Source organism: Kribbella sp. NBC_01245 (genome assembly GCF_036226525.1).
Lineage (GTDB): Bacteria > Actinomycetota > Actinomycetes > Propionibacteriales > Kribbellaceae > Kribbella.
In genome coordinates this window covers 5,131,439-5,157,843 of record NZ_CP108487.1, presented here as the reverse complement: position 1 = coordinate 5,157,843, position 26,405 = coordinate 5,131,439, and the positions used below count along the sequence as shown (strand labels likewise).

Below are 26,405 nucleotides of genomic sequence, written 5' to 3'. Positions count from 1 at the left end.
GCCCAAGTATGCAGGCCCATCCACCGGAAGGCCAACTATTACGAGGCGAGCGCCAGCGATGCGTAGCGGCCGTTGTCTGCGACCAGGCTGTGGTGCGTGCCGGACTCGATCACGCGGCCGTCGTCGATCACGACGATCTGGTCTGCCGTGCGCACGGTCGAGAGCCGATGCGCGATGGTGATCGTCGTACGGCCCTTTGACAGCTCGTCGAACGCACGCTGCACGGCCCGCTCGGTCTCGTTGTCCAGCGCACTGGTCGCCTCGTCCAGGACCAGCACCCGCGGATCGCGCAACAGCGTGCGGGCGATCGCGATGCGCTGCTTCTCGCCACCGGAGAACCGGTGTCCACGCGAGCCGACCATCGTGTCGTACCCATCGGGCAATCCAACGATCAACTCGTGGATCTGAGCGGCACGCGCGGCCGCGTAGATCTCCTCGTCCGACGCGTCGGGCTTGGCATAGCGCAAGTTCTCCCGGACGGTCGTGTGCAGCAGATACGTCTCCTGGCTCACCACGCCAACCACCGCCGCGAGATCCGCGAGTCGAAGGTCGCGCAGGTCGATCCCGTCGATGGTGATACGCCCGGCGCCCGGGTCGTACAACCGGGCCAGCAACGCGCCGAGCGTGCTCTTGCCCGAGCCGGTTTCGCCAACGAGCGCAAGCGTGCTGCCCGCCGGGATGTCCAACGTGACGCCGTCGATCGCCGCTCGGACGCTGCCGTCGTACGTGAAGGTGACGTCCTCCAGCCGCACATGCCCGGCCGTACGGCGAGGCTCGATCGCGGCGGGTTTCGAAGGCTCGTCGACCTCGATCGGTAGATCCAGGTACTCGAAGATGCGCGCGAACAACGCCAGCGAACTGATCAGGCTGACGCTCACGTTGAGCAGACCCATCAGTGGCCGGAACAGCCCGTTCTGCAAGGTGGTGAAGGCGATCAGGGTGCCGATCGTCATCGCGCCCGAGGTGGCGGGCAGACCCGCGCTCAGGTAGATGATCGCGGGGATGGCGGCGAAGATGACGCTCATCGAGGCCATTCGCCAGCGGCCGGCCAGCTCCGCGCGCAGCTCGAGGTCGATCAGCCGGCTGGACGACGCGGTGAACCGCTCGGTCAGGGCCGGGCCGGCGCCCATCGTCTTGACGAGCTGGATGCCGCTGATCGACAGGCCCTCCTCGACGACGACGTTCAGATCGGCCAGCTCCTGCTGCTGTTTGGTGGTGACCTCGCGCCGCATCCGCGCGACCCGGCGGGTCAGGTAGATGGCCGGCGGCATCACGACCAGGGAGATCAGCGAGAGCTGCCAGGACAGCGCGACCATCGCGACCGCGGTGGCCACGGCGGTGGTCAGGTTCGAGGCGATGGAGGTGGCGGTCGACGTGACCACCGACTGCATGCCGCCGATGTCGTTGGTGATCCGCGACTGGACCTCACCGGTACGAGTGCGGGTGAAGAAGGAGATCGACTGACGCTGCAGATGGGCGAACACGTCCGTCCGCAGCCGGTGCATGATCTGCTGGCCGACCTTGGTGGAGATCCAGGTCTGCACCACTCCGAAGGCGGAGGTGATGACGGCGACCGCGACCATGCCGCCGGTCAGCCAGAGCAACAGGTTCACGTCCTGCTTCGGCAGCGCCTCGTCGATGGTGGCGCGCAGCAGGAAGGGAGAGGCCATGCTCACGACGGAGGACGCGACGATGATCGCGATCACTAGGGCGAGCGGCCAGCGGTAGGGCCGGAACAAGCGGCCGATGCGGCGCAGCGAAACCTCGCGCGCTTGGGTCTTCTCAGTGGCCGAGACTTCGTGGCGAGAGCGGCGAGAGCCAGGTGGCCGGTGCTGTGGGTCGGGTTCCAAAGGATTCCTTTCGGTTCAGGTATTTACTGAGGTTACCTCATCATGAGGTACAACCACTTTCCTTGCTAGTCTGTTCCCGTGAGTACGCAAGAGCCGGACGAGACGCTCGCCGAGGCCTTCTGGGCGGTCGCGCGGCAGTTGCGGCAGATGTCGCGCGAGTCGCTCGCGCCCTGGGATGTCAGCCCGTCGCAGTCCCGCGCAGTGCGGGTGCTCGCCCATCACGGCCCGGTGCGGTTGCGCGATCTGGCCGAGCGGCTGCACATCGCGCCACGCTCGGCGACCGAGGTGGTCGACGATCTGGAACAGCGCGACCTGGTCGAGCGGCAGCCCGATCCCGACGATCGCCGGGCCATCCTGGTCCGGCTCACGCCGAAGGGCACCGAGGTCGTCGAGGCCATGCGCGCGGCCAAGGTCGCCGACGCGGACGCCTACTTCAGCGGTCTCGACGACGCGGACCGGGCCGACCTCGTCCGCATCCTCCGCACGCTACGAGCTAACGACTGATCCAGTACGGCGAAGGCGCGGGCGTGCGCTCAGCCAGCGGAGTGATGGGCGGCAGGTCGGTCTCACCGAGGTAGACCCGGCGAATTACCCGCTCGGTGGCCCGGCCATCGTCGAACTCGCAGAACTTCTCCCGGAACAGCTGACGCCGCTTGCTGGCCTCGGCGTCAGCGAACGCGCCCGTCGTCAACGCGGCCGCCACCTCCTGCGGCGAACGCGCGACCAGCCCCGGCGGGAACTCCGTGATGTCGAAATACGTGCCGCGATCGGAGTCGTACTGGCCCTTGTCGTCGACCAGCAGCACGATCGGCCGATCCAGGTTGGCGTAGTCGAAGCTGATCGAGGAGTAGTCCGAGATCAGTACGTCGGCCGCCAGCTGGAGGTCCTCGACCCGGGGATGGGCCGAGACGTCCACAATCCGGTCGGAGTGAACGCCGTCCGCGCCCTTGGAAAGCGAGTAGTGCGTGCGAACCAGAATGCGCCCGTGGGCGCCGATCGCGGCCGCCAGCGCGTCCAGGTCGAGGTGGATCCCGTCGCCACCGAGGTCGACCACGCCGTCCTTCGTCCGTACGGCGTCGTGGCCGTCGCGGAAGGTCGGCGCGTACAGCACGACCAGGTGCGAGTCGTCGAACCCGAAGGACGCCCGGAGCTCCCGCACGGTCTCCAGATCCGCGTTCATCAACCGGTCGTTCCGCGGAAAACCCGTCTCCAGGTTCTCGAAGCGGGACGGGTAGGTGCGGTCCCAGATCTCCGAGGAGTACCGGTTGGAGCTGATGTTGAAGTCCCACCGGTCGACCCGGCGCATCAGCTCTTCGAGGTCGAGGTCCTTCGCCGCCACCGGGTAGTGCCTGAGATCCGTGCCCATCGTCTTCAGCGGAGTGCCGTGCTGGGTCTGCACGTGGACCTGGCCCTCGCGCTTGACCAGATCGCCCGGGAAGTTGACGTTCGCGATGAAGTACTTCGCCCGGTTCATGAGCTGGTGGTACGCCGGGGAGCCCTCCAGCACGTACTCCACGCCCTCGGGGATGACCTGGATGTAATCCGGGTGCACGACCCAGACGCCACGGATGTGCGGCGCCAACTCGGCGGCCCGCTCGTAAATCGCGCGCGGGTTACAGGCGAACTGCTTGCACCAGTAGGAGTTGTAGACCGCCAGATTCTGGTCGATCTCACCCGAGCGCCGGCTGAGCACGTTCGCCGCGGTCTGCCGCACGGTCGGGACCCCGCGGGTACGGAGCCGCCGGGTCGTCTCCTTCACCCGCGAGCCGGTCCGGATCGTGGTGTACGTCGCGTAGTCGTCGGTCACCACCAGCCACCGCTTGAAGCCGCGCCGGGTCAGATCCGGCCGGTAGCCCTCGGGCTTCCAGCGCTGCGCGAAGGCCGCCGCGGTGTGGAAGAACTCGGGCTTGTCGTCCGGGTGCAGCCGGTCGGCCCGGCGCAGCACCGTGAGGATGTGGTCGAGCGACCGGTCGAACACGAACCGGTGCCAGTGGGACAGCTCCGGATCGAGGATGAAGCTGAAGACCCGGTCGTACTGGTCGAAGATGTCGAAGTGCTTGCGGTTGCGCGGGCCCGCCGCGCCCCCGGGCAGCCGGTGCTGGCGGTAGTGCACGACGACCTGGTCCAGCGTGGCGATCCGTCCGGCCGTCAGCATCGTCGCGTACGTCCAGGGAGCGTCCTGGTAGTGCCCGGCGGTGAAGGTGAAGCCGTGATCGCGCAGGAACTCGCGCCGGTAGGCCTTGTTCCAGACGACCTCGAGGAACGTCAGGAAGACCGGGCGCTCGACCGCGGTGAAGACGCCGTTCCCCTCCCGGGCGAAGGCGTCGTGCTGCAGGCTGCGAACGACCCGGCCGTCCCAGAAGACCCGCTCGTAGTCGAACAGCAGGATGTCCGGGCTGTCCGTTCGGTCAAGGCGCGCGCTGATCGCCTCGAGCGCGCCCGGCTGCATGGTGTCGTCACAGTCGAGGAACAGAACGTAGTCGCCGCGGCACAGCTCGAGCCCCGCATTCCGCGCGCGGCCGGTGCCGACGTTCTCCGGCAGCCGCAGCACCCGCACGCGCGGATCGGCAGCGCCGTACTCGGCCAGGATGTCCGCGGAGTTGTCGGGGGAGGCGTCGTCCACCCCGATGATCTCGAAGTCGCTGAAGGACTGGCCGATGACCGAGTCCAGGCAAGGTCGCAGCCAGGCCCGCTGTCCGTGACAGGGGACCACGATGCTGAACCGGGGAGCTCCGTCCGCGACCGCGCCGGAGTCCGTACTAGCGACCATGACAGCGCATCCTACGGTCACCGTTTAGGGTCGGGCGCATGACCGATGTCTTCGCACCACTGGCTGGACTGGAAGGGGTCGGCTCATCCGTCCGGGCCGCTCGCGACGCGGTGGACGTGCTGCTGCGCGACCGGGGCCTGCGCCGGATCAGCAGTGACGTCACCACCGAGGCCCTCCTGCTCGGGGCCCACGCCTCCGCGACCCTGTCCGGCAGTACGTCGAGCCTGGACGACGTACGCCGCGGCGAGGGGGATGCCCTCAGCGCGGGCGCCGTCCGGATGACCACCGAACTGATGTCGCTGGCGCCCCAGGTCGACACGGCACCCGTGCAGGTCTGGACCCGGCTGCACCAACTCGCCGCCGTCGGACTCGTGTACGACGAATCGCAGCTCGGCCACCTGCGGACAGCGCGTGACGCCGTGCCGGATGACATCGAGGGCCTGCCGCCCGCGCCGGGGGCCGACGAGATGTGGGAGCGGCTGAGTGGTCTGGCCAAGGCGCTGACCGAACCGACGACTGCGCCGGCCATCGTGGTGGCCGCGATCGTGCACGCCGAGCTGGCGGTGCTGCGGCCCTTCGGTACGGCGAACGGGCTGGTCGCACGGGCGGCCGAACGCGTCATATTAGTTGCCCGAGGCACCGATCCACTCGGCGCGACCGTACCGGAAATCGGACACGCCGAGCTCGCGGGCTCTTATGTACAAGGGCTTCGTGGATACATCACCGATGGCGTGACCGGGGTGCGCGACTGGCTGCTACGGGAGTGCGAGGTCATCGCCTTGGCTGCTGAACGTTCACCTTTGACGCAGAATCGCTAAGCAGAGCAGGGGAAAATGCGAACGGCGCCCTCCGGGGAGGGCGCCGTTGCTGGCAGGGCATCCTGGTTACCAAGCGTGCACCTATGTCTGTCGCCTCAGGACAAGCCTGTGGTCGACTGCCCAATTCAGATGGGCTGGTCGCCGCGTGGGTGCCTGAATGCCCTGCAATCTTGCTGACTCCTTTGTACTCTCAGAAGCCCTTCAACGGAAGGGCTTAACGAGATTGAGAAGAACGCCGCCGGTTGAGATAAAGCACCAGGCCGGCGGTCAGCAGACTCGCACCGAGAGCGACCGCCGCGCTCATCGACAGGCGTCGTTGCCTCGACCGGGTGCGCTCGCGCAGCCCGACCGGCGCGGAGAAATCGAGCACCGGCCAGTCCCGCGCGACGGCGATCTTGCGCAGCCCCTTGTCCGGATTGACGGCGGCCGGATGACCGGTCGCGGCCAGCATCGGCTCGTCGGTGACCGAGTCGGAGTAGGCGTAACAGTGAGTGAGATCGTAGCCCTCGGCCGCGGCCAGCTCGACGATCGCCATCGCCTTGTGCGGGCCGTAGACGTAGTGGTCGATCTCGCCGGTGTACTTCCCGTCGGCGACGATCATCCGGGTCGCGATCACCCGGTCGGCGCCGAGCATCCGGCCGATCGGCTCCACCACCTCGTACCCCGACGACGACACGATGACCACGTCGTGCCCGAGCTTGTGGTGGTTCTCGATCAGCGTGACGGCCTCGTCGTACACGATCGGGTCGACGATCCCGTGCAGCGTCTCGGCCACGATGTCGCGGACCACCTGGACGTCCCAGCCGGTGCACATCGCCGACAGGTACTCCCGCATCCGCTCCATCTGGTCGTGGTCGGCGCCACCGAGCAGGTAGACGAACTGGGCGTAGGCGCTGCGCAGCACGGTCCGCCGGTTGATCAGGCCGCCGGCGTAGAACGGCCGGGAGAAGGCCAGGGTGCTGGAGCGGGCGATGATGGTCTTGTCGAGGTCGAAGAAGGCAGCCGTGCGGCCCGGCCGGGGGTGCTCCATGGGGTTGAGCATAGGTCGGCGGGCGAAACGCGAGGGGGTCCGGGCTTTTGTCTTGACCTCAAGGCGGTTAGACTGATCAGTAGTGTGACAGTGGCACTGGCCTGACCGGGTCATCCCGATCGGCTGGACGGGCTGCCCTCGTGGGTTTTTTCAACCATGAGGTGTGGGTTCGGACTTGGGGGGTAAATACTCCCTGACAGTGGCAGACTGTCGCCTCCTGATCGGCCCCCGGCTCCTCCCCCCGAGCCCGTGGCCGAAGACGGCCCCCGGTCACCCCCCCGCCGGGGGCCGTCGCCTTTCCTCTTACTGGTCCCCTCCGTTCCGCGGTGTGGTCTGACCGAGCGGTGAGTCTCCGCGATTCCGCGCTATTTCCCGTCGTGGGCCCTGCTGAGCGTGGAGTTTGTTGAAATTGTGATGAGAGCGCTCCCACTTTATGTAGAGACTTGACTAAGTAGTCGACTGGTCACATCTTGTGGACATGACTCCGCGAACGAACCGCCCTCAGTCCGCGATCATCGCCGCCCTTCTATCCGTCCTCCTCGCCGTCGGGGCCGTGCTGCTGTCGCCCCTCAGCAGCACGGCCGCGATCAACCTGATGACCAATGGCACGTTCGAGTCCGGCTCGCTGGCCGGCTGGTCGTGCTCGGCCGGAACCGGCTCGGTCGTCAGTGGCTCGGCCTATGCCGGGTCGTACGCGTTGCAGGGCACCCCAACGCCAGGCGATCACGCCCGCTGCAACCAGACGGTCTCCGTCAAACCCAGCTCGACGTACACCCTGAGTGCCTGGGTGAAGGGCCCCAACGTGTACCTCGGTGCCGACGGTGGCACCAGCACCTGGAGCACCAACACCGCTTGGAACAAGCTGAAGACGACCTTCACCACCAGTGCGTCGGCCAGCACCGTGACGGTCTACCTGCACGGTTGGTACGGCCAGACGCCGTACCAGGCCGATGAGGTCGTCCTTGATGGCCCTGGTGGCACCGGTCCGCCCCCGGACACGACGCCGCCTACCGTGCCGTCAGGCCTCTCGGTCGGTAGTGCGACTTCCAGCTCGTTGCGTTTGACCTGGTCCGCGTCGTCCGACGCGAACGGCATCAGCCGCTACGAGGTGCAGCGCGGCTCCGAGCCGGCGCAGAACGTCGGCAACGTCACCACTTGGACCGCCGACGGCCTGGCCGCCAGTACGACGTACAGCTTCAAGGTGCGGGCGTGTGACCCCACCGGCAACTGCTCGGCATACGGCGCGGCCGCGAGTGGAACGACCACTCCGGGGACCACGCCGCCGACGGGGACGTTGCCGAAGCACATCCTGACCGGCTACTGGCAGAACTTCGACAACGGTGCGACCGTGCAGCGCATCAGCGACGTGCAGAGCCAGTACGACCTGATCGCGGTCGCCTTCGCGGACGCGGATCCGAGCCGCCAGGGCGCTATCAGCTTCACCCTCGACCCGACCCTCGCCAGCCGGCTGGGTGGCTACACCGCGGCCCAGTTCAAGGCGGATATCGCCGCCAAGCAGAGCGCCGGCAAGAAGGTCATCCTGTCGGTCGGTGGCGAGAAGGGCACGATCTCGGTCAACAACGCGACCGCCGCGACGGCCTTCGCGGACACTGCTCTCGCGGTCCTGCGCGAGTATGGCTTCGACGGGGTCGACATCGACCTGGAGAACGGTGTCAACGCGACGTACATGGGTCAGGCGCTTCGCAGTCTGCAGAGCCGGTTCGGCGCGGGCATGATCATCGCGATGGCTCCGCAGACGATCGACATGCAGAGCACTTCGCAGGAGTACTTCAAGCTCGCGCTGAACATCAAGGACATCCTGACGGTCGTGAACACCCAGTACTACAACTCGGGTTCCATGAACGGCTGCAATGGTCAGGTGTACTCGCAGGGCAGCGTGGACTTCATCACCGCGCAGGCCTGCATCATGTTGCAGAACGGCCTCCGGGCGGACCAGGTCGGCCTAGGCCTTCCCGCTTCCACCCGTGGCGCCGGTAGCGGCTACGTGTCGCCGACGATCGTCAAGAACGCCCTGGACTGTCTGGCCCGGGGGACGAATTGCGGCAGCTTCAAGCCGACCACCACCTGGCCGACGCTGCGTGGCGCCATGACTTGGTCGACGAACTGGGACGCCCTCAACGGCAACGAGTTCTCCAACCAGGTTGGTACCCACGTACACAACCTGCCCTGACCTGTGCTGGTACGACGTAACCCGGGGCCGGCGTTCGCGCCGGCCCCGGCACGGGTGCTTGAGGGGCTCGGGGTCTGCTGCGAAGACGAGCAGGTCTACCGGGCTCTACTGGCGCGTCCGGACGCCACGATCTCTGAGTTGGTGCTCGAGCTCGGTTGGCCTACGTCGAAGGTCGCGAAGCACCTTCGGTCGTTGGAGACGTTGGGCCTCGCATCGCGGACTAGCGGCCGTCCTGCGCGGTTTACGCCGGCGGTGCCGGAGGCGGCGGTCGAGGTCCTCGCGTTGCGGCAGCAGGCGGCAATAGTGCAAGCGCGGATCAACGCGGCCGTTCTGGCGCAGGAGTTCCGCGCGGCCGACGGAGCTGGTCCGTTCACCGTGTTGCGAGGACGAGAGGCCATAGCGCAGAGGTTCTTCCAGGCGCAGCAGACGGCGACGCGGGAGGTCTTGATCCTCGACAAGCCGCCGTACGCCGTGGAGCCGTCTGACCGCCAGCGGCTTCGGCGGGAGCTCCTGCGGAACGGGTTGGCCTATCGGACGATCTACGACATGGAGGGTCTGGCGGATCCGCTGGATCTCCTGGCCGCCAGAGAGCTTGGGGAGGCCGGGGAGGACGCCCGGATGCTGCGCGATCTACCGATGATGCTGGTCGTTACGGATCGCCGTACGGGCCTGTTGCAGACTGGGCAGGACGTGGTCGAGATCGGCCGTTCTGCCTTACTGGATGGGCTTGTCGTGTTGTTCGAATTGCTTTGGCAGCGGGCGACACCACTCGTCGTGACGCGGGAGGTGGGCGGCCTTCTTAGTGCCGAGGATGAGCGGCTGCTGGCGTTGGCGGCTGCGGGGTTGACCGATCAGGCCATAGCCCGGCGTCTCGGTGTCGCGCAGCGTACGGTCGAACGACGGATGCAACGCATCATGAAAGCCCTTGATGCCACCACGCGTTTCCAGGCTGGATTACGCGCGGGGCATCAAGGCTTGCTGAAGACGTAGGGCTTTTGAAGCCGACCTTTGAGACCGAGCCCAGCAGATGGAGGGGCAGCTGCCGCCTGCTGGGCTCGGCGTATCGGTTAGAAGCCGGCGGTGATCCGGGTGAACTCCCAGTCCGGCTGGGCGATCCCGCTGCAGTGCGAGACCACGCCGCCACCGGCGCAGCCGCGGTCACGGTTCACCGACCAGAACGCGAGCCGGGCCAGGTTCTTGCCCTTCGCCCAGTTGGTGATGTTCTGCCAGGTGGCCGTGGTGGTCATCTCCTGCTGGTCCGACAGGCCGTTCATTCCGGAGATGCCCTGGTGGGCGTAGGCCTGTGCGTCGGTCCAGCCGAACGTCGCCTTCAGCTTGTTCTTCAGGCCTTCGCTGGCGCCGACCGTGTCGTTGTAGATGTTGCTGCTGCCGAAGTCGAACGGCATCAGCGTGAACACGTCGATGTTGGCGCCGAGTGCGGCGGACCGCTCGATCAGCCGGTTGCCCCAGTAGTTCGGGCCGGTGGTCGAGGTGCCGAAGGTGAGGATCGTCTGGATGCCAGGGTTGTTCTGCTTGACGATCTTCAGCGCGTTCAGGATGCGGTCCTGAACGACCTCGTTCTCGAACTCGTCGGAGTTCTCGATGTCGACGTCGATCGCCTTCAGGCCATAGGCGTCGATCACCTTCTGGTACGCACCCGCGAGCGCCTCGGGCGTGCTGCAGTTCGGGCCGAGCTTGTTACCGCTCCAGCCGCCGATCGACGGCACGATGTCGCCACCGGCCGCACGGATCGCCGCGATCGCGTTGGCGTCCGCACTGCCCTGCAGTGGCCGTTGGCCGTCCCAGGCCGGATTGCAGCCGCCGGACGACAGGATGAAGGCCATGGTGAACCACTTGATACCGGTGGCGTTCATGACCGTGGTCGGGCTGGGCGGCTCGCCCCAACCCATGTAGAGGTACGGCGCGGCCCGGCGGGTGCCGGTGTCGCCGCCGCCGGGCTTCGTGGCGATGGAGAAGGTTCCGCTCTTCGTACCTTCACCTACGGAGTTCGTCGCCGCCACCTGATAGCTGTACGTCGTGGAGGCGGCGAGACCCGAGTCCGTGTACGACGTACCGGAGCTGGTGCCGACGGCCGAACCGTTGCGGTAGATCCGGTAGCCGGTGGCGCCACTCGCGGCGGACCAGCTCAGGCTCACCGACGACGAGGTCGACGTACCGGTCAGGCCGCTGGGAGTGCCTGGGAGAGTTCCGTTACCTCCGCCGCTGCACGAGCCGCCGTTGAGACGGCAGGCGCTGACGCCGGGGAAGTTGCCTGGAGAACCGTTGAAGCCGAAGGTGACACTTGCGCCCGGCGCCAGCGAGCCTGCCCAGCCCGGCGGCGTGAAGGTGTGCGTCTGGCCGCTGCTGCTGCGGGTCGCATCCCAGGAACTGCTGATGCTGTAGCCCGACGGGAAGTCGAGTGCGACCTGCCAGGTGCTGATCGCGCTGGTGGTGCCGTTGGTGACGGTGACCTTTCCTTCGAAGCCGCTGCCCCAATCGGACACCTTGACGAAGGACGCGGTTACTGGGGCCGCATGTGCGGATGGTGCGACCAGTACTGAGATGAAGAGGGCAGTGATCGCTGCGACGATCACTGAGACTTGCCTGCGTTTCATGGTGCTCCGATCAGTGGGCGGTCAGAACGGACGGTCAGATCGCTAGCCAGAGCGCGGGAACGTTCGACGGCTCCCAGCCGGGCTGCGAGGTGTGGCCCTGGCGGCACTGGTAAGTCACGCCGTTGTACGAAACGAGCGCACCGGTCGCGTACGTCGTCCAGGCCGCCCACGGGGTCGCCGTCGGGGGCGTCGGGGTCGGGGTGGGAGTCGGTGTTGGCGTGGGAGTCGGCGTCGGCGTCGGCGTCGGCGTGGGAGTCGGCGTCGGGGTGGGAGTGGGAGTCGGCGTGGGCGTCGGCGTTGGGGTAGGTGTCGGGCCGTCGCAGCCGGGGGTGCTCGCGTTGACCGAGTTCACGACGTGGTTGAACAACGTCATGGCGGGGTCGAGCGCCTCCATCGAATACATCATCGCGCCGGCCAAACCCTTGCAGTGCTGGTAATCGGCCTTGGCCTTGATGGACTGCTGGTTGTCACCGGTCCAGAACGTGCCGTTGCGGTAGAACCACGACGACTTGGTGGTCTCGTCGAAGAACGTCGCCGACGGGCTGTCGACGAAGCCGACGAGCTCCTTGTAGAAGGAGACACCGGGCATGTTGCCGCTCATGGCGTGGCCGTCGGCCGGTCCGGTGGCGGTCTGGTACTTGCCGTTGGCGGTGGCGGGAACGCCCTTCCAACCCCTGTAATAGAAGGGATATCCGATCGTCAGCTTGTTCGCCGGGAAGCCGCCGGGGATGCCGTACGCCGGGTCGCCGGTGGTCCACGCCTTGATCGCGCCGTCGATGTTGTACTTAGCGGTGCCCGGCGGGATCGGCGTACTCGGGTCCTCCGCCGATGCGTACAACGGGTCCTGGAAGTTGGTCGGCCCAGTGGCGTCCCAGCCGCCGTGCATGTCGTACGTCATCACGTTGTTGTAGTCGAGGTACTGGCCGATCTTGTTGGTCTCGATCGTGGCGATCTTGTCCTGGCCGGCCGGGGTCGCGGCGGTCAACCACATCCGCTTGCCGACACTGCTGCCGTAGGCGTCGATCTGGGCACGGAACTCGGCCAGTAGCAGGGTGAAGTTCTGCTTGTCGGCGGCGCTGTAGTGGTTGCCTACATGGCCGTTCGGCGAGCCTGGGTACTCCCAGTCGAGGTCGATGCCGTCGAAGACGCCCGCGGCGCTACCGGCGCCACCGAAGCCGTCGACCATCGGCAGATTGCCCTTGAGGAACATGTCGACACAGGAGCTCACGAACTTCTTGCGCTTCGCGTCGGTCGACGCGGCGTCGGAGAAGTACTTGGAGTACGTCCAGCCGCCGATCGAGATCAAGACCTTGAGGTGCGGGTGCTTCGCCTTGAGCTTGCGCATCTGGTTGAAGTTGCCGGTGATCGGCTGGTTCCAGGTGTCGCCTACGCCGTCCACACTGATGTCCGAGCCGTACGACTTGCCGTAGTCGGCGAACGCGTCGCCGGCGCCGTCGCCCGCGTTGGGGTTGTTCTCGTCCTGCGAGGCGGCCTTGTTCGCCATGAAGCAGGTGTGCTCGGTCGGGTGGATGTTGGCGAAGGCGTAGTTGATGAAGTCGAGCTTCGCCGCGGCACCTGAAGTGTCCAGGTTCTTTGGATAGAAGGCGTTTCCGTAGATACCCCACTGGGTGAAGTAGGCGAATTTCACGCCTCCACTGACGGCCTGTGGCGCTAATGCGCCTTGTGGTGCGGGTGGTCCGGCGGTCGCGACCGACACCCCGGCCGTCACGATGACGGCGGCGGCGACGGTCGCTGCGAGCGTGCGCATTCTCTTCATGGGCGGGTCCTCCGGCTGGGCGGGCGGTCCAGGGCTGTGGACGGTGGTCGGCACCCTTCGGCCGCAGCCGTCTGGGGCGTGCACGGCTGCTGGTGAAACAAGGCGGAAATATTAGTTAAAGAGTTTTCGAAAGGTGCCTTGGCCCGAATGTAGCCCCGATGGTTGCGGTGCGGAACTGGCGGATCACCGCTGATGTCGGAATGCCGACAAGGGAAGGCGCTTACCTGTCCACAGGCGAAGGATTCGTCCGGCTTCGGCCGCCGGATTCACTGCATCTTCTCCAGCATGGTGAACTCCAACGCAACGCTGACTCCCGAACCGTCCGTGCTGCTCGCCACCGCTGACGATCTCCTGCTCGACGACCTGCTCCGGCTAACCGCCGCGGCAGGGGTGACCCCGCTGGTCGAGCCGGATCTGACCGGTGTCCGGCGCCGCTGGCCGGCCGCCGAGCTGGTCGTGGTCGGCCAGGACCTGTCCGACGACCTAGCCCGGGCGCAACCACTGCGGCGATCCGGTGTGGTGCTCGTCGGCGCCGATCCGGGCGACCCATCGATCTTCCGCCAAGCCGTCGCGCTCGGTGCCGAGCAGGTCTACTTCCTGCCGGCCGACGAGGTCGTCCTGGGCGACCGGCTGGCCGATTCCCTGGAGACAGGTGCTCGCTCGGCGTTGACCCTGGCCTGTGTTGGTGGCTGCGGTGGCGCGGGAGCCACCGTGCTCGCGGCCGCGCTCGCGGTCACCGGCGCGCGCAGGGGTTTGCGGACGATGCTGATCGACGGCGATCCTCTCGGCGGAGGCATCGACCTGGTGCTGGGGCAGGAGAAACACGCGGGTCTGCGTTGGCCCGAGCTCGTCGGTGCCGCCGGCCGGGTGAGTGCTGCGGCCTTGCGCGCGGCGCTACCGGTGGTGGGTGAGTTGGCCGTGCTTTCGTGGGATCGGGCCGACGTGGTCGCGATGCCACCGGAGGCGATGCGTTCGGTGTTGAGCGCGGCCCAGCGAAGCAGCGATCTGGTCGTGGTCGATCTGCCCCGGCGTTGCGATGAGGCGACCGAGGAGGCGCTGGTCCGGGCGACCTCGACGCTGCTCGTCGTGCCGCGAGATGTCCGTGCCTGTGCGGCTGCCGCTCGAGTGGCCGGGCGGCTGAGATCGGTCGCGGGCGACCTGCGATTGGCTGCGCGGGAGCCGGGTTTGAGTGGGTTGTCCGCTGCTGACGTGGCGAAGCATCTGTCGATCCGGTTGGCCGCGCAGGTCCGCTTCGACCGGGATCTCGCGACGCAGCTCGACCGCGGTCGTTTCCCGGCCGATGCTCGTACGCCGCTCGGCCGGGCCGCCTCGGATCTCCTTGACCAGTTCAGCATTGGCCCTCTTTTGGCGCGGACATGAGGGTCTCTACCGAACTGCTGGAGCGAGTCCGCGGCACGCTCGCGGCCGACGGCTTCGAGCCGACCGCCGACCGGGTGGCGGCCGTGCTTCGCGCCAACGGTGGCGTGATCGGCGACGCGACCGTGCTCGCGGTTGTCGCCGCCTTGCGCCGTGAGGCGATGGGCGCCGGCCCGCTCGACGGACTACTCGCCGACCCCGGCATCAGCGACATTCTCGTGAACGGTCCCAACGAGGTGTACGTCGACCGCGGCCGTGGTCTGGAGAAGGTCCCAGTCCGCACGGGCGACGAGTCCGCCGTGCGCCGCCTGGCCACTCGTCTCGCGGCCGCGGCTGGCCGTCGCCTCGACGACGCCACGCCGTACGTTGACGTCCGGCTTCCGGACGGCAGCAGGTTCCACGCCGTGCTGTCACCGGTCGCCGCACCTGGGACCTGTCTGTCCCTGCGAGTGCCGTCCCGCCAGGTCTTCAGCCTGGACGACCTGGTGGCAGCCGGATCGCTGCCACCGGGTGGTGCGGTCGTGCTGCGGGATTTGATGGAGGCGCGGTTGGCGTTCCTGATCAGCGGTGGGACCGGCACGGGCAAGACGACTCTGCTCAGCTCTTTGCTCACACTCGTGCCGCCCGTGGAGCGCCTGCTGCTGGTGGAAGACGCGAGCGAACTCCGGCCTGAACACCCGCACGTGGTCCGGCTCGAGGCGCGCCCGCCGAATGTGGAGGGCGCGGGGGAGATCACTTTGCGCGAGCTGGTTCGCCAGGCGCTGCGGATGCGTCCGGATCGGCTCGTGGTCGGCGAGGTGCGTGGAGCTGAGGTGGCGGATTTGCTGGCCGCGTTGAACACCGGGCACGAAGGTGGTTGTGGGACAGTCCACGCCAACTCGGCGTATGACGTGCCGGCTCGACTGGAGGCGTTGGGCGCTATTGCTGGGCTCGGGCGAGAGGCTTTGCATAGTCAGGTCGCGTCGGCGCTGCGGGTGGTCGTCCACCTTGTTCGAGACGGGGACGGTCTACGCCGGGTGGCCGAGTTGCAAGTGGTCGAGCGGCGGCCGGATGGGTACACCACGATGGTCCCGGCCATCCGGTTCGATACCGATGGGCGGATCGAGCTGTCGGATGGCTCCCGCCTCTTCAATCGCATGCTTACGGGGTGATGGCTGCCATGGTCGAGCTTGCAGGGTTGGGCGCGGCGACGCTGGCGGGTGTCGCGGTCGCTGTCGGTCTGCCGTCATCTGCCCGGGGTGTTCGCCGTTTGCGGTCGGCTCAACGTGGGCCGAGCTCTTGGTCCGGTCTGCGGTCCATGAGTTCGCCAGGTTGGTGGTGTTCCTGGCGGGGCGTGGTTGGGATCGTGGGGCTCGTCTTTGTGGTCGGGAGCTTGTTCGGCGGGCAGGTTGTGGTGTCAATGCTGGCCACAGGGGTGCTGGCCGTGGCTTGGCTGGTGTTGCGTGCGCAGGGGCGTGGGCGCGTTGTAGCGGCCGGCTGCCGGGCGCGGGTGATCGAGGCGTGCACGGTGCTGGCGGCTGACCTTCGTGCCGGTCGTGCGCCGCGGGATGCGTTGGAAGGCGCGGCCTCGGTCTGTCCTGAGCTGCGAACGGCTGCGGCTGCCGCGCGGATGGGTGGTGATGTCAGTGGCGCGCTGGAGTTGGCTGCCGCCTCGCCCGGGTCCGGCGGTCTGCGCGCGCTGGCTGCCGCCTGGCGGGTATCGGATCGATCGGGTGCCGCGCTCGCGGGGATCGCCGAACGGCTCGCGCTGTCGTTGCGAACCGAAGAGGCCGTACGGCGGCAGGTGGCGGCCGGGCTTGGCGGTGCTCGCGCGACCGCGAGGCTGTTGGCTGGGTTGCCCTTGGTGGCAACGCTTCTCGGCTATGCGGTGGGTGCTGCGCCGTTGACGTTTCTCACCGGAACGGCTGTTGGTTGGGGTTGTCTGTTCGTCGGCCTTGGTCTCGGTGTGCTCGGGTTGTTCTGGGTCGAACGAATGGCCGCGCAATGCGAGGCCGACCGATGACCCGGGCTCTGTGTGGGGCTGACTGATGACGGGCGCGGAGGTGTTGCCGGCTTGTCTGGCGTTTGCGCTCGCCGTCGGCTTGGTGGTGCCCGGCCGGCCTGGACCGCATCGCCTTGTCGACCCGCCGGTGCCGCCGTGGACGCGTTGGCTTCGGGGCGATGGCAGGACGGTGACACCGCGAGAGCGCAGGCTGCATCGGCTCGCGAGTTGGGCAGCGGGTGCCGCGCTGCTGCTCTTGCTCGGCCTTCCGTGGGGCCTGGCGCCGGCCGCCTGTGCGGTCGTTCTGGGTCCGCCGCTAATCGCCCGGTTGCAACCAGCCGCGGCCCGGCAACGGACCGAGCGGATCGTCGCGGATCTGCCGCTGACCATCGACCTGCTCGCGGCCTGCCTCCGCGCGGGTCGTCCGCCCGGCGAGGCGGTGGCGACGGTCGTGCACGGGATCGACGGACCGTTGGCGGAGTTGCTTGGCGAGGTGGAGCGGCGGCTGCGCCTTGGTGCGGATCCCGCGCAGGCGTGGGACAGCCTCGAGGCCGAGCCTGCCTGCGTCGGTTTGTCGCGCGCGGTCAGACGGGCACTGCGCTCGGGCGCGCCCTTGGCCTCCACCCTCGAGTACCTCGCGGACGACGTACGGCAAGAGCGTCGGTGGAATGCCGAGTCCCGGGCCAGAGCCGTCGAAACGCGATCGGTCGTACCGCTCGGCCTGTGTTTCCTGCCCGCCTTCCTCCTGCTCGGCGTAATTCCGACGATCGCCGGCTCACTTTCCGGCATCCTTGGCCTGGTCTCGCCATGATTTCGGCTTCTGCGCGGGCTTGTTCTAGAGAGGGGAAACGATGGTCGTCCGGAGTCTGACCCAGGCCGAGGCGGAGGAGCGCGCGAGCCTTCTCACGGTCGAGCGCTACGACATAGGCGTCGACCTCACCGACCTACCCAGCGGTCCGCTGGTGCGGTGTGAGTCGACGATCACCTTTGCCTGTCGCCGGCCTGGCGCTGAGAGCTTCGTCGACTGTGCGGCAGACGTCGAGAGCGCCACGCTCAACGGCGTCGCCCTGCCACCAGCGGTCGACGGCCGGATCGCGCTGACCGGGCTCGCCGGACACAACGTCCTCACTGTGGTCTCCGTCCGGACGGACACGACTGATGGCGACGGCGTGCACAAGGCGGTCGATCCCGGCGACGGCCAGGTCTACGTGTGGACGGACTTCACGCCCGACTACGCCCGGTACGTTTGGGCCTGCTTCGATCAGCCCGATCTCAAGGCGCCGTACGTGTTCACGGTGACCGCTCCACGCGACTGGCTTGTGCTGAGCAACAGCGGCGACCCGAAGGTCGAAGACGTCGGCACCGCGCGACGCTGGACCTTCCCGGCAACCCCGCCGCTGTCGACGTACAACACGGTGATCAACGCAGGGCCCTACTACGAGATCCGACGCAGCGGAGCCGGTCATGACCTCGGTCTCTTCGCCCGCCAGTCGCTGGCGTCGATCCTGGAGCGCGACGCCGACGAACTCTTCACGCTGACCACGCAAGGCCTCGAGTTCTTCACCGACGTGTTCGGCATGCCGTTTCCGCAGCACAAGTACGACCAGGTCTTCGCACCCGACTTCGCCGGAGCCATGGAGAACTTCGGCTGCGTCACCTGGATGGACCTGTTCCTGCGGAGGAGTACGCCGACCCGGGCCGAGTGGGACATCTTCTCGCGGTACCTCTTGCACGAGCTTGCGCATATGTGGTTCGGCAACATCGTCACCATGCGTTGGTGGGATGACGTGTGGCTCAACGAGGCGTTCGCGGAGTTCGCGAGTAACTGGGCCGCGGTTCGCGCGACGTCGTACACGGATGCCTGGACGGCTCATCTGGCCGGGGAGAAACTCAAGGCCTATCTCGTCGATCAGGGACCGACCACGCACCCGATCCGCCAACCGGTGCCGGACGTTGCAGCAGCCATGGCGACGTTCGACGCGATCACCTATCCCAAGGGCGCGTCGGTGCTGCAGCAGCTGATGACGTACATCGGGGAGGCGGAGTTTTCCGCTGGGTTGACGAACTACTTCGCCAAGCACGCTTGGCGCAACACCACGTTGCAGGACCTGATCGAGGCGCTCGCCGAGACGAGCGGACGCGATCTGGACGAGTGGCGTGCGGGGTGGCTGGAAACGGCGGGTACTGACCGGCTGACCCTGGAGCACGACGGGGATACCTCAGTCCTGGTGGCGGAAGGGCCTGGCGGGCCGCCGAGGCCGCAGGTGCTGGCGGTGGGGGCATATCGCAGACAGGGCGACTACCTCGAACGCGAAGCTCTGGTGAAGGTCGAGCTGACAGGCGAGAGGACCCGGCTTGAGTTACCGGCAGGCGCCGACCTCTATCTCGTCAACGACGAAGACCTGACATTTGCCTCGACGAGACCGGACGCCACCACCAGGGACGCCTTCTTCGAAAACGCCGCCCGCCTCCCGACCGCGATCTCCAGGGCAGTTGCCACCACGACGGCCTGGGACATGTTGATCAATGGCGAGGCGACCGCTGCCGAGGCGGTGCGGTGCTTGACGGGAGTTTTGGCGGTCGAGACGTCCGAATCGGTGATCGAGCCTTATCTCAACCTGGCTGCCGACGCGGCGGAGCTGTGGAGCCCATCGGCGGAGCGCGGCGTGCTGGCGCGCGCAGTAGCCGCGACGTGCCGCAGCCTCGCTGGCGCGACGGACGCCAATGTCGCCGGCGCCCGCGTCAACGGCTTGGGTGAGGCCGGCTCGAGTGTCGACGGCTCGCGTGTCGCCGGCGCTCGCAAAGCGGCGCTGCGCGGTCTTGCCCGGACCGCGGCCGACCTCGACGACGTCGCGTGGCTTCAGGCTGAGGCCGGCGATGATCTGGATCTCCAGTGGCGGGCGTTGGTGCGTAAGGCGCAGCTGGGGCTTGAGATCGCGACCGAGGCGCAGGCGCTGCTCGACCGGGACCCGGATCCCGACGCTTGGATCAGCAGGCTCCAGGTCCAGGCGGCAACACCGGATCCGGCCGAGAAGATGGCAGCCTGGCAAACGCTGGTGACGGAGCGGGCCGTGCCGATCGGTTCCATGCATCTGGTCGCCACCTCGTTCTGGAGCGCCGGCCAGGAAGAGCTGCTGAGGCCCTATGCGGAGGCGTACCTCGACCTCGTGCCCAACCTCAGCGGTAGCGGAATGATGGTGGCGATGGCCTTCACCAGAAGCCTTTTCCCGCTGTTCGCCGTCGACCTGGCCTACGTGCAACGAGCGGAGGCGCTTGCGTCAGAGGCGGACCCGGTCGTCCGCAGCAACCTGCTGGAGCGAGCCGACCGGACGAGACGCATGCTGCGCTCGCGCGGCTGAGTCCGGCGGCGCCGGCGCAGGCCTTGGTCCGGCGTCGGTCCGGCGTCGGTTCGCTGTGGTGAGGGTCAGGCGGGTGGGTCCTGGCGGTACTGGTTGAGGGCAGGGGCGACGTTGTTCGGGTAGAACTCGGTCACCCGGTAAGTGCAGATGCCCGCGACCGCGAACGGATCGGTCCCGGTCAGCTCGGTGATCGCCACCCGGTCGTTGCCAACAGCAAGGATGATGCCGCCGTCGCGCGGTTCCTTGCGCCCGGACGCGATGAACGTGCCCGTCGCGAAGTGGCTCTTCACCCACAACACGTGATCGTCGAGCAACGCATCGCGTCGTTCGGTGAATCCCTCGTCTTGCGCGGCGGGATAGGTCAGCTCCAGAACGAACATGCGGGCCAGGCTAACCGGGCCGCGGGCAAAGGTCAGTACCTCCGGGTATCCCCATTAGTGCTTGGCAGCCGCGAGCAGAGCCTCCGCGACGGCCGTCCGCGCGTACAGCACGCTCCGGCCAACCCGGTGCGGCGTGACCAGTCCAGCTGCGCGCAGTGCGCTCAGATGCTGGGAGGCGCCACCCGGTGTCAGGCCGGTCCGGCTAGCCAGCTCCGTCGTCGAGCGCGGGGACTCGAGGTGCGCGAGTAGGTCGGCGCGCGACCTCCCAAGCGCCTTCGCGATTCCCTCGGGAACCACCTCGGCCGAGGCATCCCAGAGGGTGGCGATACCTCTCGCGGGATAGGTCAACGTCGGCTGCCAAGGCGGGATGGTGCTCGAGAAGACGTTTGGCCAGACGAACGCCGACGGCACCAGCAGCAGCCCCTCACCCGCGAGTTGCCGCATTCCACCGAACCGGCGATGCCGAATGAAGAGCGACCCCTGCCGCCAACGGACCGTATCGGCCAGCTCGCCGAACAATCGGCCGTGCCCCTCGTCGGCGAGCTGCCGTGCCCGATAGAGCACATCGCCTTCAAGCAGTGCCCGAATTCGGCCCCAGTGCGGACCGACGGCCAGCTCCCAGTACGCCGCGAGCTCGTCCACCAGCCGTTCCAGGCCCGCCTCCGGATCGGCGTACAACTCTCTGATCGGTCCGGCCGGCAACCGCTCCGGCGTACGACGATCTGGGCCGCGCGGGATCTTAGCCTCGGCCAGTGAGCCGATGGGGTTGGTGCGGGCATACCCGAGTACGCCCAGGTCGGCGCGGATCTGGTCGGCCGGGATCCGCCGCAGTGCCGCCAACTCCGAGGTGAGGTCGGGGATGGGACTGCGCGGCGTGGCGCTGAGGAAGTCGGCGAGATACCAGACAGCGGGATCGACCAGGCCGAATAGCAGGCTCCGGTCTGCGCCGGATCGTTCGAGCCGTTCCGAGGTGGTGACCGCCCAGTCCCGGTGGAAGGCCCACGAGCGCGGCGACTTCAGCAGTCGCACGCTGGCCACGATCTCCCAGAGCGGCGAGATCGCGAATCTGGTCCGGGCCAGGTCCTCCACGGTGAACGCCAACTCGAGCACTGTGCGCCTCTCGTCGATTTAGGCCAGTCTAAATCCATTGGAAGCGCTCGTCCGGCGCCGGAGCATGACGAATGGTCATCCCCGACGAAGGAGTTATCCATGAGCATCGAACCGACCCTCAAGCTCGGCGAACTCGAGATCCGGCGCCTCGGCTTCGGCGCGATGCGGTTGACCGGGTACCGGCCGGCCGAGGACCGTCGCGAGTCCGTCCGGATCGCCCGCCTGGCCGTGGAACTCGGCGTCAACTTCATCGACACCGCCGACGCGTACGGCATCGGCGCGAACGAGGAACTACTGGCCGAGGCCCTCTATCCGTATTCCGACGGCCTGGTCATCGCCACAAAGATCGGCCACACCCGCCCGTCGCCCTCGGAGTGGAAGCCGGTCAGGCGGCCGGAGTACCTGAGGCAGGCAGCCGAGTTGTGCCTGCGGCGCCTGCGAGTGGAGCGAATCGACCTGCTCCAGTTGCACCGGATCGACCCGTTGGTGCCGTTGGCGGATCAGTTCGGCGCGCTGGCGCAATTGGTTGCTGAAGGCAAGGTTCGCCATGTTGGGCTCTCGGAGGTCACGGTCGATCAACTCGAGGAGGCGCGCCGGTACGTTGAGGTGGTCAGCGTACAGAACCGCTACAACCTGATGGATCGTGAGCATGATTCCGTTCTCGACCACTGCACTCGTGCGGGAATCACCTTTATTCCTTGGCTTCCGATCGCCCGCGAGCCGAGTGCGGTGCTGGATCAAGTCGCGAGTGAGGTGGCCGCGACGCCACAGCAGGTGTCGCTTGCTTGGCTCCTACATCGCTCGCCGGTCGTCGTGCCCATCCCTGGTACGTCGTCCGCGGAGCACCTCATCGCCAACGTCGCGACGGGCCAGATCGAACTGACTGCGAACCAAGTCGCACGACTGGACGCGTTGGTCTGAATTCGCGCCGGGTCTGTAGCGCGGCGGGCTCGGGAAAGTTGTCCCCAGGTTCAAATCTCCTTGTCTGAAAGGGGAAAGTCGACTGCATCTTCTCCTCGAACCGCCCTGGAAGTACCGGGGCGGCAGAGCAGGAGGTTCGACATGTCCAAGACGCTGGTCGCCGTTCAGCCCAGTCCCGTCCGTGGTCGCGCACTGGCGCTCGCTGGAGGCCGGATCCGCGCCGCCTCCCAACTCGCCCGTGCTGCCCGTGCCGCGCGGGTTGGGCGATCTCGCGGTGAACGAGGCGCGGCCACCGCCGAGTACGCGATCGCCACGGTCGCAGCCTGCGGTTTCGGCGGCATCCTGATCGCCCTGCTGAAGTCGGATGCCATGCAATCGTTGCTAAAGGCAATCATCAACGCCGCCCTACGCGCCGCCGGCATCGACTTCGAACTCTAGACCGCCCACTCACCCGGCCGCGCGCTCCTCACGCGCGCGGCCCGGTGGCCCACCAGAAAGGGAGGTCAAGATGCACCAATCCCGACACCCAAAGGCAAGCGGACTGATCCAGCCGATACGCCAACACGTTCTCCCGGACAACCTCATCCATCTCTCCACAACATCGCCGACGCGCACCGCAACACCCACCACCCGCCCACTGCGCACATGTCGTAGACGATCCGCTTCACTGTCGCCACCGTCGTCCTCGTCGTCCTCGTCCTCGCCACCGCCACGGTTGCCGTGGCCGTCAGCGTTGCAGTCGGGGTCGCCGTTGTCATTGCGGTCGCTGTGGCGACAGCCGTTGCCGTGGCGGTGGTTGTTTCGGGCTCGTGGTCAGCGTGGGTCGGTGACTGCTGAGGTCGCGATCGTGCTGCCAGTGCTCGTCATCGCGATGTTCGGCGCCCTTTGGCTGATTGGGGTCCTCGTCGCCAACGTCCGCTGCGGTGATGCCGCTCGCGACGTCGCCCGAGCAGTCGCCCGCGGCGAAAGCGAATCCATCGCGCGATCCCTAGGTGAGCGAACCGCCCCACGCGGCGCCCACATCACCATCACCCGTCAAGGCTCAGACGTCGTGGTGACAGTCCAAGCCGAAGCCCAAGGCGAAGGAGCCTTCCTGAAACTCCTACCAACCACAAACCTCACCGCCCGATCCGTAATCCATGCCGAACCAGGCGAATCCCCATGACCCGCCCTCACACCACCTCCCCACGCGCATCCAACGCCCAGCCCCACCGCCAGCCTCACCACAATCAGCCTCACCGCAACTGCCACCGCGATCGCAACTGCCACCGCGATCGGCACTGCCACCGGGATCGCCACTGCCAACGGGATCGTCGCCGCCACCGCGATCGTCATCGTGATGGCAAGTGTCAGCGCGTCGTTGTGCGTACCGAGCGCGGGAGCGGCACGTTGCTGACAATGGCCGTGGCGGTGCTGATACTGGCTGGCGCCTTCGCCGCTGTTCTCTGGATAACCGTGCTCACAGCCAAACACCAAGCCGCGACCGCCGCCGACCTCGCGTCATTAAGCGGCGCTAACACCTTGCAAATAAGCGAGTCAAACGAAGCCGCCTGCAAAATAGCAGTCAGAATCGCGACAGAACACCGCACTACTCTCGCCCGATGCACCATCGACCAATCCACAGAAGTCGTAGTAGTCACCTCGGTCCAACTGCACCTCGGCAAACTCGGCTCACCCACTATCACCGCAAGCTCCCGCGCCGGCCCAATCGCGCCCAGCAACGGGCAAGGTCTGCACGTACCCGACGGATAGCCACACCCCGCCCTGCGACACGGCCGCAGCACCCTCGACAACCCTGGCCTCCCGTGGCGCCTACTGCCGAGGTGGTGGTTTGCGCTTCGGTACGTCCAGCTGAGGCGGTGTTGGCGCCAGGGCCGTCGGAGTCGAGGAAGCTCGCGGCGCACGCCGCGTCGGGTGGCCCACACCCGACGCCAGCAACAGTCCTCGCCTGCTTCGACCGGCCGCACAGCCGGACATTGGTCAATAGCACGCTCGGCAGCGGCTCCCGAGTGCGAGGCGGCGCGGGCTTCGAGATGACTGACGCCTCGCTCGGCTGACTTCGCGGTCGCAGTCGCGGCCGCCGTGGCGACGCGGTTCCAGGACGGCTAATGGCGCGAAGTCGACCATCTGTGGGCGACGACGCCTGCCAAGGCCGCGTTCGACCCGGTGCCGTTCGACCCGGTGCCGTTCGACCCGGTGCCGTTCGACCCGGTGCCGTTCGACGCGGTGTTGCTGGCCATGGCGACTGGACCCGGTGAGCGGCCTTCTTCAGACCGGGCGGTTCACCCGTGCGTTGCTACACATCCGCTCTGTCGAGGCCGGGCGGAGCGGCTGCTGCGTGGGCGCGTACTAGTCGGAGCGGTGTGGAAAGGATGGCTGGTGGGGTGTGGAAGGGGCGGTCGGAGCGGCGGCGGGTGGCGGTGGAGTGGTGGTGAGAGGCTGGCGGGCGTGGATGAAGTAGCGGTGGCGGAGTGGTGATTGCGGTGGAGGTGGGTTGGGGATGGCGGGGTTGGCGTTGTTGGTGGTTGATGCGGCGAATGTGGTTGGCTCGCGTCCGGATGGGTGGTGGCGGGACCGGGCGGGGGCGGCCGCGCGGTTGGTCGAATCGTTGCGGCAGGGGGTTGGCGAGCCGTACGACATCACGGTCGTGCTTGAAGGAGCTGCTCGCAAAGGTGTGCCGCCAGGTGATGAGGCGGGACTGCGTGTGGTTCATGCCGCCAACTCGGGTGACGACACGATCGTCGATGTGGTCGCGTCTGCTCGAGAGGCGGACGCTCATCGGGAGATTCTCGTCATAACCGCCGACCGCGAACTTCGCCGCCGAGTAGAAGAGTTCGACGCCCGCACCACCGGGCCGTCCTGGCTTCGAGAACGGCTGGACGGCACCACACCAAGCGCGTGAGGGCGGGGACGACGTGGAGCACGGCACAGCGGCGGAGCACGGCGCCCCGGCGCAGCGAGGCGACTGGCTAGGTCGGGCGCGTCGCCGGAGCATGCCGATGGGTGTGAAGGCGGCGAGGGTGGTCGCCGCGCAGACGGGCAGCGGAGGCCTATGGCGTGGACCGCCTGATGTGGATGGCGGGGGATGACGCGAGGTCGGCTAGTCGGGGAGCCAGCCGTTGCGTTCGGCGATGTTGATGGCGTCGGCTCGGGTTCGGGCGCCGGTTTTGCCGATGGCGGACCAGAGGCGGATGCGGACCAGGCGTTCGGAGATGGCGAGTTCGGCTGCGAGGGCGGAGACGGTGCCGCCGTCGCGGGCGGCTCGGAGGGTGTCGGTTTCGCCGGGGTCGAGTGGGGTCTGCTCGTAGCGGAGGGTTTCGGCGGCGAGGTTCGCGTCGACGACGCGGAGGCCGAGGTGGACCCGGCGGACGGCATCGGCTAGTTGCGGTGCGGGGCTGTTCTGCAGGGCGAAACCTTTCGCGCCCGCATCGAGGCCGCGACGGAGATAGCCCGGCCGGCCGTACGTGGTCAGCATCACGACGCGGCATTCGGGCATGGAGGTACGGAGTTCGGAGGTGACGGAGATGCTTTCGCGTTCGGGTAGGCAGGCGTCGAGCAGGGCGACGTTGGCCCGGTGGTGTTTGGCGGCGGCGACCACGTCGTCCTTGCGGCTCAGTTCGGCGACCACCTCGAGGTCACGTTCGCGTTCGAGCCGGCTTCTGAGCACCCCGCGGCTGAGGATCTGGTCATCGACCAGCAACAACCGGATGCGGTCGTGCAACGCGGGCCTCCGTGGAGGTGTCGGATCGTGGTGGGCACACGTTCCGGTGGACTGAAATGGGCGGGACGACGTTCCAGATCATCGGGCTCGAGGTCGGTTGACGTCCAGGTCATCGCCGGAGCGCGACCGGATCGCGACCAGAAAGCGACCGGATAGCGACCGGCTGTTGAGCCTCAGTTCCAGAGCGTGTCTGGGAGGACAGTAATAGCCTCCTGTCCCACCAGTCACACCAAGGTCCCCGACTCGCAGGAAAATTCCGGCCACGGTGTCGATCCGGGCAGGTGCTGTTCGTATGGAAGGTGTGCACGGGTACCGATCCCGGCACAGGCACAGTGCCGATCGCGGCACGAAGGGAAGTACGGACGCGGTCGGGATCGCGGTACGACGGTAATGCGGACGCGGTGCTGATCGCGCACGAAGGGAAATGCGGAAGCGGTCCTGATCGCGGTGCGAAGGCTTGCGGACGGGGTGCTGATCGCGGCACGAAGGTGGCGCAAGCGGTACC

The 26,405-nt window shown here is 67.3% G+C and carries 23 protein-coding genes; 14 read left to right on the top strand and 9 right to left on the bottom strand.

Going from position 1 to position 26,405, the window contains the following annotated elements; all coding sequences use genetic code 11:
• Nucleotides 1-38 precede the first annotated feature (38 nt).
• Nucleotides 39-1,739, bottom strand: coding sequence for an ABC transporter ATP-binding protein (locus tag OG394_RS23225; protein ID WP_328989144.1), 1,701 nt, complete (start codon nt 1,737-1,739; stop codon nt 39-41).
• Between the two features lie 189 nt (nt 1,740-1,928).
• On the opposite strand from OG394_RS23225, the gene OG394_RS23220 reads away from it, so the two are divergent.
• Nucleotides 1,929-2,354, top strand: a complete 426-nt coding sequence (locus tag OG394_RS23220; protein ID WP_328989143.1) for a MarR family winged helix-turn-helix transcriptional regulator — start codon at nt 1,929-1,931, stop codon at nt 2,352-2,354.
• On the opposite strand, the gene OG394_RS23215 is transcribed toward OG394_RS23220, so the two are convergent.
• On the bottom strand, nt 2,344-4,620 hold the full coding sequence (locus OG394_RS23215; RefSeq protein WP_328989142.1) for a bifunctional glycosyltransferase/CDP-glycerol:glycerophosphate glycerophosphotransferase: 2,277 nt from the start codon (nt 4,618-4,620) through the stop codon (nt 2,344-2,346). The genes OG394_RS23220 and OG394_RS23215 overlap by 11 nt on opposite strands.
• Nucleotides 4,621-4,658: 38 nt before the next feature.
• Here OG394_RS23215 and OG394_RS23210 point away from each other — a divergent pair, with 38 nt between their 5' ends.
• Nucleotides 4,659-5,438, top strand: a complete 780-nt coding sequence (locus OG394_RS23210) for a cell filamentation protein Fic (protein WP_328989141.1) — start codon at nt 4,659-4,661, stop codon at nt 5,436-5,438.
• Nucleotides 5,439-5,652: 214 nt separating this feature from the next.
• On the opposite strand, the gene OG394_RS23205 is transcribed toward OG394_RS23210, so the two are convergent.
• The gene (locus tag OG394_RS23205) at nt 5,653-6,468 is read right to left on the bottom strand and encodes an HAD family hydrolase (RefSeq protein ID WP_328989140.1); all 816 of its coding nucleotides are present in this window, start codon (nt 6,466-6,468) and stop codon (nt 5,653-5,655) included.
• Nucleotides 6,469-6,946: 478 nt separating this feature from the next.
• Between OG394_RS23205 and OG394_RS23200 the strand changes: the two genes are divergently transcribed.
• A complete protein-coding gene (locus OG394_RS23200; protein WP_328989139.1) occupies nt 6,947-8,659 on the top strand; it encodes a chitinase in 1,713 nt (570 codons plus the stop codon).
• A gap of 3 nt (nt 8,660-8,662) precedes the next feature.
• A complete protein-coding gene (locus OG394_RS23195; protein WP_328989138.1) occupies nt 8,663-9,649 on the top strand; it encodes a helix-turn-helix domain-containing protein in 987 nt (328 codons plus the stop codon).
• A 77-nt stretch (nt 9,650-9,726) separates the two neighbouring features.
• Here OG394_RS23195 and OG394_RS23190 read toward each other — a convergent pair whose 3' ends face one another.
• Both OG394_RS23190 and OG394_RS23185 read right to left on the bottom strand, forming a co-directional pair.
• Nucleotides 9,727-11,274 (bottom strand): glycoside hydrolase family 18 protein, encoded by a 1,548-nt coding sequence (locus tag OG394_RS23190; RefSeq protein ID WP_328989137.1) that lies wholly within the window; start codon nt 11,272-11,274, stop codon nt 9,727-9,729.
• A 34-nt stretch (nt 11,275-11,308) separates the two neighbouring features.
• Nucleotides 11,309-13,051: a glycosyl hydrolase family 18 protein gene (locus tag OG394_RS23185; RefSeq protein WP_328989136.1), complete on the bottom strand. Its 1,743-nt coding sequence runs from the start codon at nt 13,049-13,051 to the stop codon at nt 11,309-11,311.
• 285 nt (nt 13,052-13,336) lie between these two features.
• Between OG394_RS23185 and ssd the strand changes: the two genes are divergently transcribed.
• From ssd to pepN, 5 genes are all read left to right on the top strand, one after another.
• On the top strand, nt 13,337-14,431 hold the full coding sequence (gene ssd / locus OG394_RS23180) for a septum site-determining protein Ssd (protein WP_328989135.1): 1,095 nt from the start codon (nt 13,337-13,339) through the stop codon (nt 14,429-14,431).
• Complete coding sequence (locus OG394_RS23175; RefSeq protein WP_328989134.1) at nt 14,428-15,579, top strand: TadA family conjugal transfer-associated ATPase; 1,152 nt, start codon at nt 14,428-14,430, stop codon at nt 15,577-15,579. Before ssd ends, OG394_RS23175 begins: the two co-directional genes overlap by 4 nt.
• A gap of 248 nt (nt 15,580-15,827) precedes the next feature.
• Nucleotides 15,828-16,430: a type II secretion system F family protein gene (locus OG394_RS23170; RefSeq protein WP_328989133.1), complete on the top strand. Its 603-nt coding sequence runs from the start codon at nt 15,828-15,830 to the stop codon at nt 16,428-16,430.
• A 25-nt stretch (nt 16,431-16,455) separates the two neighbouring features.
• Nucleotides 16,456-17,220, top strand: a complete 765-nt coding sequence (locus OG394_RS23165) for a type II secretion system F family protein (RefSeq protein WP_328989132.1) — start codon at nt 16,456-16,458, stop codon at nt 17,218-17,220.
• A gap of 40 nt (nt 17,221-17,260) precedes the next feature.
• Nucleotides 17,261-19,768 carry an aminopeptidase N gene (gene pepN, locus OG394_RS23160; protein ID WP_328989131.1) on the top strand — a complete coding sequence of 836 codons (2,508 nt, stop codon included), beginning with the start codon at nt 17,261-17,263 and terminating at the stop codon, nt 19,766-19,768.
• 65 nt (nt 19,769-19,833) lie between these two features.
• Here pepN and OG394_RS23155 read toward each other — a convergent pair whose 3' ends face one another.
• Together OG394_RS23155 and OG394_RS23150 are read right to left on the bottom strand one after the other, a co-directional pair.
• On the bottom strand, nt 19,834-20,148 hold the full coding sequence (locus OG394_RS23155; RefSeq protein WP_328989130.1) for a YciI family protein: 315 nt from the start codon (nt 20,146-20,148) through the stop codon (nt 19,834-19,836).
• A 54-nt stretch (nt 20,149-20,202) separates the two neighbouring features.
• Complete coding sequence (locus tag OG394_RS23150) at nt 20,203-21,249, bottom strand: ArsR/SmtB family transcription factor (protein ID WP_328989129.1); 1,047 nt, start codon at nt 21,247-21,249, stop codon at nt 20,203-20,205.
• Nucleotides 21,250-21,357: 108 nt separating this feature from the next.
• Here OG394_RS23150 and OG394_RS23145 point away from each other — a divergent pair, with 108 nt between their 5' ends.
• The 4 genes from OG394_RS23145 (at nt 21,358) to OG394_RS40125 (ending at nt 23,931) form a co-directional block, all read left to right on the top strand.
• Nucleotides 21,358-22,179 (top strand): aldo/keto reductase, encoded by an 822-nt coding sequence (locus tag OG394_RS23145; protein ID WP_328989128.1) that lies wholly within the window; start codon nt 21,358-21,360, stop codon nt 22,177-22,179.
• A 141-nt stretch (nt 22,180-22,320) separates the two neighbouring features.
• A complete protein-coding gene (locus OG394_RS23140) occupies nt 22,321-22,617 on the top strand; it encodes a DUF4244 domain-containing protein (protein ID WP_328989127.1) in 297 nt (98 codons plus the stop codon).
• Between the two features lie 388 nt (nt 22,618-23,005).
• A complete protein-coding gene (locus OG394_RS23135; protein ID WP_328989126.1) occupies nt 23,006-23,344 on the top strand; it encodes a TadE family type IV pilus minor pilin in 339 nt (112 codons plus the stop codon).
• The gene (locus OG394_RS40125) at nt 23,341-23,931 is read left to right on the top strand and encodes an Rv3654c family TadE-like protein (RefSeq protein ID WP_442914221.1); all 591 of its coding nucleotides are present in this window, start codon (nt 23,341-23,343) and stop codon (nt 23,929-23,931) included. The genes OG394_RS23135 and OG394_RS40125 overlap by 4 nt, the downstream gene beginning before the upstream one ends.
• Before the next feature lie 353 nt (nt 23,932-24,284).
• Here OG394_RS40125 and OG394_RS23130 read toward each other — a convergent pair whose 3' ends face one another.
• On the bottom strand, nt 24,285-24,419 hold the full coding sequence (locus OG394_RS23130; RefSeq protein ID WP_328989125.1) for a hypothetical protein: 135 nt from the start codon (nt 24,417-24,419) through the stop codon (nt 24,285-24,287).
• Nucleotides 24,420-24,679: 260 nt separating this feature from the next.
• Here OG394_RS23130 and OG394_RS23125 point away from each other — a divergent pair, with 260 nt between their 5' ends.
• Nucleotides 24,680-25,081 (top strand): hypothetical protein, encoded by a 402-nt coding sequence (locus OG394_RS23125; RefSeq protein ID WP_328989124.1) that lies wholly within the window; start codon nt 24,680-24,682, stop codon nt 25,079-25,081.
• 198 nt (nt 25,082-25,279) lie between these two features.
• On the opposite strand, the gene OG394_RS23120 is transcribed toward OG394_RS23125, so the two are convergent.
• Nucleotides 25,280-25,900 carry a response regulator transcription factor gene (locus OG394_RS23120; RefSeq protein WP_328989123.1) on the bottom strand — a complete coding sequence of 207 codons (621 nt, stop codon included), beginning with the start codon at nt 25,898-25,900 and terminating at the stop codon, nt 25,280-25,282.
• Between the last annotated feature and the right edge of the window lie 505 nt (nt 25,901-26,405).